The 6,044-nt window shown below is 40.1% G+C and carries 5 protein-coding genes; 4 read left to right on the top strand and 1 reads right to left on the bottom strand.

The annotated features are described in order from the left end of the window. The first annotated feature begins 161 nt into the window (after positions 1–161). The 4 genes from ACNKXV_RS04845 (at position 162) to pncA (ending at position 5,077) form a co-directional block, all read left to right on the top strand. Positions 162–2,405 (top strand): inorganic phosphate transporter, encoded by a 2,244-nt coding sequence (locus tag ACNKXV_RS04845; protein WP_417906575.1) that lies wholly within the window; start codon positions 162–164, stop codon positions 2,403–2,405. A gap of 107 nt (positions 2,406–2,512) precedes the next feature. After that, a complete protein-coding gene (locus ACNKXV_RS04840) occupies positions 2,513–3,049 on the top strand; it encodes a macro domain-containing protein (RefSeq protein ID WP_417906574.1) in 537 nt (178 codons plus the stop codon). A gap of 10 nt (positions 3,050–3,059) precedes the next feature. After that, positions 3,060–4,472 carry a nicotinate phosphoribosyltransferase gene (locus tag ACNKXV_RS04835; RefSeq protein WP_417906573.1) on the top strand — a complete coding sequence of 471 codons (1,413 nt, stop codon included), beginning with the start codon at positions 3,060–3,062 and terminating at the stop codon, positions 4,470–4,472. Continuing rightward, the gene (gene pncA / locus ACNKXV_RS04830) at positions 4,469–5,077 is read left to right on the top strand and encodes a bifunctional nicotinamidase/pyrazinamidase (RefSeq protein WP_417906572.1); all 609 of its coding nucleotides are present in this window, start codon (positions 4,469–4,471) and stop codon (positions 5,075–5,077) included. Before ACNKXV_RS04835 ends, pncA begins: the two co-directional genes overlap by 4 nt. Here pncA and ACNKXV_RS04825 read toward each other — a convergent pair. Then, entirely contained in the window at positions 5,074–5,850 is a 777-nt protein-coding gene (locus tag ACNKXV_RS04825) for a THC0290_0291 family protein (protein WP_417906571.1), read from the bottom strand. The two genes, pncA and ACNKXV_RS04825, sit on opposite strands and share 4 nt — an antisense overlap. Positions 5,851–6,044: the final 194 nt, after the last annotated feature.

The following is a 6,044-nucleotide window of genomic DNA, read 5'->3' as shown; positions in this document are numbered from 1 at the left end:
GAGCAAACAAAGCCATTCGATTTTTCGGATGGCTTTTTTGTTTTATCGTCATTCCTGTTAAGCCGGTATAGATATTTTATCCTATTTTTGGCGCGTAATTTAATTTAACCTTAATTAAATAGTTTCTTTGCTATTTGAATATGTATTTAAACAAATAAAGAATGGAAAATATTTACTTGTTGATGTTAGTGGCACTGGTAGTTCTCGCAATTGCCGATCTGGTAGTTGGGGTGAGCAACGATGCAGTTAACTTCCTTAACTCGGCAATTGGTTCTAAAGCGATCTCCTTCAAAACAATTATGATCGTAGCCAGCCTTGGTATTTTCTTCGGTGCAGTGTTTTCCAGTGGTATGATGGAAGTTGCCCGAAAAGGAATTTTCATGCCGGGTCAATTCTATTTTGACGAGATCATGATCATATTCATGGCCGTCATGATTACAGACATTCTCCTGCTGGATTTTTTCAATACCCTGGGAATGCCTACTTCTACTACCGTATCCATTGTATTCGAATTACTTGGAGCTGCTGTAGTAATGGCTCTTATCAAGATAAGCGCATCAGATACTGAAACTTTGGCAAACCTTGCAGGTTATATAAATACCGATAAAGCAACCGATATTATCTCGGGGATCTTCCTCTCTGTAGTAATTGCATTTACCATAGGTGCATTGGTGCAGTGGTTGTCCAGGTTGGTTTTTACCTTTGAATACAAACATAAAATAAAGAATTTCGGAGCCCTTTTTGGTGGTATCTGTTTGACCGCTATTGGATACTTTATCTTTTTTAAAGGATTAAAGGGAACTCCGTATTACGATAGTTTTAAAGATATTCTTTCCAGCCAGGTATATCTGGTAGTGGGAGTGAGTTTCATTTTCTGGACATTGTTCTCATACCTGTTCACTAAGATCTTCAAGAGAAGTATTCTTATTATAGTTATCGCGGTAGGAACCTTTGGTCTTGCCCTTGCATTTTCAGGGAACGACCTTGTGAACTTTATTGGGGTGCCAATGGCTGCATATCATTCTTATGAAGCATGGGTTGGTTCCGGTCAGCTAGCCAGTGAATTCTCAATGGAAGTTTTAAGAGAAAAAGTTCCGGCAGAGCCTATTCTGCTTTTCATTTCCGGAGCGATCATGGTATTGACGTTGTGGTTTTCCAAGAAAGCAAGAACGGTTGCTGAAACAGAGATTGGTTTATCCAGACAGGGTCATGGTACTGAAAAATTCGATCCGAATATCCTTTCCAGGGCTGTAGTAACAGGAAGTACTAAACTTTCAGAAATGATCAAATCGGTTATGCCGGTTGGAGCGAAAAGAAAGATAAGTAAGAGCTTTAACAAGCCAGACGAGATCCTTATTGGCGATAAAGCTGAAGAGCAACCAGCCTTTGATATGATCAGGGCTTCAATTAACCTTACAGTAGCAGGGGTGTTGATCTCCATCGCAACTTCTTATAAATTACCTCTTTCTACTACGTATGTAACCTTTATGGTAGCTATGGGAACTTCGCTGGCAGATAAAGCCTGGGGACGTGAAAGTGCTGTATACAGAGTAGCCGGAGTTTTAAATGTTATTGGTGGATGGTTCTTTACTGCATTTAGTGCATTTTCCGCTGCCGGAATTCTGACCTATATCATTTTCCTTGGAAGAGGTCCTGCCATCGCGATCCTTTTGATCATTGCCATTGGACTGCTTGTTAGAAACTATACTTCTCACAAGAGCAAGGAAAAAGCAAAAATCGATAAAACAGGTCTTAAAAAGTCTGAAAGCAACACGGTACAGGGAATTATTTCTGAAAGTGCAGATAATATTTCCAATGTAGTTTCAAGATCTAATAAGATCTTTTCTGATGTACTTACCGGTCTTTCCAAGCAGGATAAAAAGAAGCTGAAGAAGAGTAAAAAAGGAGTGGATAAACTGGAGGCTGAAATTGAAGAACTTAGAGATCATATTTTCTTCTTTATCAAGAGTCTTGATGAAACCAGTGTACGAGGTAGTAGTTTTTACATCGCCATCCTTGGTTATCTTACGGATATTGCTCAGTCTATGGAGTATATTTCCAAGAAGAGTTATAAGCACGTTAATAACAATCACAAAGCTTTAAAGTACAATCAAATTACTGAGCTTAAGGAAGTGGATGATACCCTTTCAGAATTACTGGCTGAAATTGACCGAATTTTCACAGAACGCAAATTCGAGGAAATAAGCAGTATTATTGCGAAAAAGGATATGATCCTAACCAGCATTTCAGATAAGATAGAAAAGCAGGTGGCCAGAACAAGAACTGAAGAATCCAGTCCTAAGAACACTACTTTATACTTTAATATTTTACTGGAAACAAAAGAGCTTATGCACGCTCTTATGAACCTTATGGAGGAATATCACTCCAGTTATAAAAAGGTATAAATTCAAACCTTAATATTTAAGCCACTTCGAAAGAAGTGGCTTTTTTATTTTAGAACTTCAGGTATCCCCGGCTCTTATAAAATATGTAACTTTCTGTTTTAAGGTATATGGAAATTAAATTACAGGGAATAGACATTGGGATCTCAAAAGGGAATATTGCAGATCAACCGGGAATTGATGTGGTGGTGAATGCAGCGAATCCTCAGCTTGCTCCGGGAGGCGGAGTAGCCGGTGCAATTCATGATGCCGCTGGCCCGCAGCTGTACGAAGAATGTAAGCCCAGTGCGCCGATTTATCCCGGTGAAGCTGTGATTACCCGGGCGTATGCATTACCAAACCAGTTTGTGCTCCATACCTTAGGTCCTGTATATGGCAGGGATCATCCGGAGCAGGAATTACTGGCTTCGTGTTATCGCAGTTGCCTTCAACTGGCAGAGGAACATTCGCTCTCCTCGATTGCTTTCCCCGCTATATCTACAGGGATTTACGGATATCCGCCAGAACTGGCTGTAAAGGTGGTTTTTAATGCGCTTTTGGCCGACTTGCCAAAACTAAAACACCTTAAAAAGATTAAATTTGTGCTTTTCAGTGAGACAGACCTTCAACTTTATGAAGATAACTTTAAAAAGATCAGTCTCGGATAAAACTTACTTAATGGATCAATTTACCGCTACCTATACAGATCAATATCAACTGGCCATGGCCCAGGTTTATTTTAAGAAAGCAGCCAGAGAAAAGGAGGCTGTTTTTGAATATTATTTTCGGAAACTACCTTTTGGAAGCGGATATGCGATTTTTTCTGGCCTGGAGGACCTTTTGAAAATCATTTCCGATTTAAAATTCTCTCAGGCCGATCTTGAATTCCTGAAAAAACAAGGTTTTGAAGATGACTTTTTAGAGTATCTGAAGGATTTCAAATTCCGCGGAAAAATTTATTCTGTGGCTGAAGGGGATGTGGTTTTCCCAACCAGACCAATTTTACAGGTAGAAGCTAATATTATCGAAGCGCAGATAATTGAAACTTTATTGCTTAATCTTCTGAATTTTCAGACCCTTATCGCTACTAAAGCCAGCAGAATGAGATTGGTTGCCGGAGATGCAACGCTTTTGGATTTCGGTTTAAGACGTGCGCAGGCTACCGGTGGATATTTCGCAACCCGGGCAGCTATCGTGGGTGGATTTGATGGTACCAGTAATGTCATCGCTGCAAGTGAATTTGATATCCCGGTTTCGGGCACCATGGCACATTCGTTCGTTCAAAGTTATGATGATGAATTAACTGCTTTTCGGGATTTTGCTGAAGGCCGCCCGCAAAATTGTGTTTTACTGGTAGATACTTATAACACCCTAAAAAGCGGAATTCCTAATGCCATTAAGGTTGCAAAGGAAATGGAGGAAAGAGGGCTTAAACTTCTGGCCATTCGCCTGGATAGCGGAGACCTTTCATATTTCGCCCGTGAAGGCCGAAAAATGTTAGATAAAGAAGGTCTGGATTATGTGAAAATCGCGGCATCCAATCAGCTGGATGAATTTGTGATCAAGAGTTTGCTGGAGCAACAGGCGCCTATTGATATTTTTGGAGTTGGAACCAATCTGGTGACCGGTGATCCTGACGGTGCTCTTGACGGAGTTTATAAACTGGTATTTTCTGATGGAAAACCGAGAATTAAAATTTCAGAAAGCATCGTAAAAGTAACTCTTCCGCATAAAAAACAGGTTTTTAGAATGAAAGATGCTAAAGGTAAATGTATTGGAGCCGATGCTGTAGCGATGTTTGAAGAAAAGCATATCGAGGAGATGAGCCATCCATATGAGCCTTATAAGTCGATGAAAGTGGGGAAATTTATTCAGGAACCTTTGCTAAAATTGGTGATGGAAAATGGAAAGGTGCTTATCGAGAAACGCAGTCTCAAAGAGATTGCGGCTTATAGTAGTTCCCGTCTTGCAGAGCTTCCGCAGGAGTATAAACGATTTAATAACCCTCATATCTATAAAATTGGGGTTAGCGAACGATTAAAAGCGGAAAGGGACCAACTTATTAAAACATTTAAAGATAAGCTGAAATGAAAACATTGATAATCATAGATCTTCAAAATGATTTTACTCCGGGTGGGGCTCTTGCGGTGCCAGATGGTGATAAGATCATTCCTGTTGTTAATGAGCTTCAACCACAATTTGATCTGGTAATTGCAACTCAGGACTGGCATCCTGCCGGTCACGCCAGTTTTGCTTCTTCCAATGACGCAAAGGTTTTTGAAGTTATCGACTTGAACGGCATCGATCAGGTTATGTGGCCGGAGCATTGTTTGCAAAATACCGAAGGTGCGGGGTTTCATCCGGATTTAAATACTTCCCAAGTCGAAGCTATTTTCAGGAAAGGAACAGATCCGCAAATTGACAGTTACAGCGGTTTTTATGATAATGCCCATTTAAAATCTACCGGGTTGGCCGGATACTTAAAGGAAAAAGGGGCTAAAGATCTTTACTTCGTTGGTCTCGCTGCTGAATTTTGCGTTTACTTCTCTATTATCGACAGCATCAAGGAAGGTTTTAATGCTATTTTGATCGAGGATGCCACCAGGCCTATTAATGCCGAAGATTTTGAAAAAGCAAAGCTTGATATCCTGCGTCGTGGTGGAAAAATAATTAAGTCAGATTCCGTAAGATTCTAGAAGTCGAGATAGTAAATGTATCCAACATTGAACCACAGTACAAAGTCATTAAATTTATTCTGAGGCGCCTGCACATCTAAACCTTCAAGTTTATCTGTGTCATAATAAGTGGCTCTTGCTTCCAGTTGAAGGTCGTTATAACGGCCAATCCTGTACCTCACTCCTGCGCTTCCTAAAATTGCGAATGTATTTGCCGGTTCAAGGAACAAGCCGTCTTCAAAGGTGGGAAACAAAACCTTTGGGCTTTCCAGGTCTCCAAGATCTGAATATGCAGTGGGACTAAAATGTACAAAATGTACTCCCAGACTAACATATGGGGCAAGAATTACCGAAAAGTCCCTGGCTTCTTTGATCCCGAACAAATGGTATTCTATTGCGGTTCCGGCTTCAATAACCTGGGTTTCCCCGTGCATGGCGCGTAAACGTTTTCCGCTTTCCCCACCTGAAGATGCCACCGGACCAAAATGCTCCAGATTCGACCTTAGGTAATCTATTTCATTTCTAATTCTAATATGTTTGGTAAACCATAATGTTCTGGGCCTGCAGCTACATTCAGGTTTAAAGGCAAAATTCATATAATGTACCAGCCCAAATCCAAAACCTCCGTTTTCAAGATTGTTTTTTACATTCCAGCGTTCGCCATAATCGGTAAAAAAACCAGCAGGACCAGAGATCACCCCGAGCTCATTTGAGAAACTCAATTGCGCAGATGCATTCCCAGACCAAAGTAAGAGAACCATAAGGAAAGGAAAGATAGCCCTGGTATAAATCATTTCTAACGGCTTGCAGTGTTAGCAAATATAGCAAAACTACTTTAAGATAAAATTAATAAAACCGCATACCCATTAAGCTTGTAGAATAAAAGTTAATTTTATATCAAATGCAAAAATGAATCCTGTAATCCTTATAGAATATTTATATTTGCCTCACAAAATTGACTAAAAATTTATAATTTAATAATAGCGCC

This window comes from Christiangramia aquimixticola, from assembly GCF_048285835.1.
Lineage (GTDB): Bacteria > Bacteroidota > Bacteroidia > Flavobacteriales > Flavobacteriaceae > Christiangramia > Christiangramia aquimixticola.
This window is presented reverse-complemented; position numbering and strand designations above follow the sequence as displayed.

Coding starts and splice junctions, on each gene's coding strand:
- ACNKXV_RS04840 (WP_417906574.1), top strand. CDS start 2,513: ATGGAAATTAAATTACAGGGAATAGACATTGGGATCTCAAAAGGGAAT.
- ACNKXV_RS04835 (WP_417906573.1), top strand. CDS start 3,060: ATGGATCAATTTACCGCTACCTATACAGATCAATATCAACTGGCCATG.
- pncA (WP_417906572.1), top strand. CDS start 4,469: ATGAAAACATTGATAATCATAGATCTTCAAAATGATTTTACTCCGGGT.
- ACNKXV_RS04845 (WP_417906575.1), top strand. CDS start 162: ATGGAAAATATTTACTTGTTGATGTTAGTGGCACTGGTAGTTCTCGCA.
- ACNKXV_RS04825 (WP_417906571.1), bottom strand. CDS start 5,850: ATGATTTATACCAGGGCTATCTTTCCTTTCCTTATGGTTCTCTTACTT.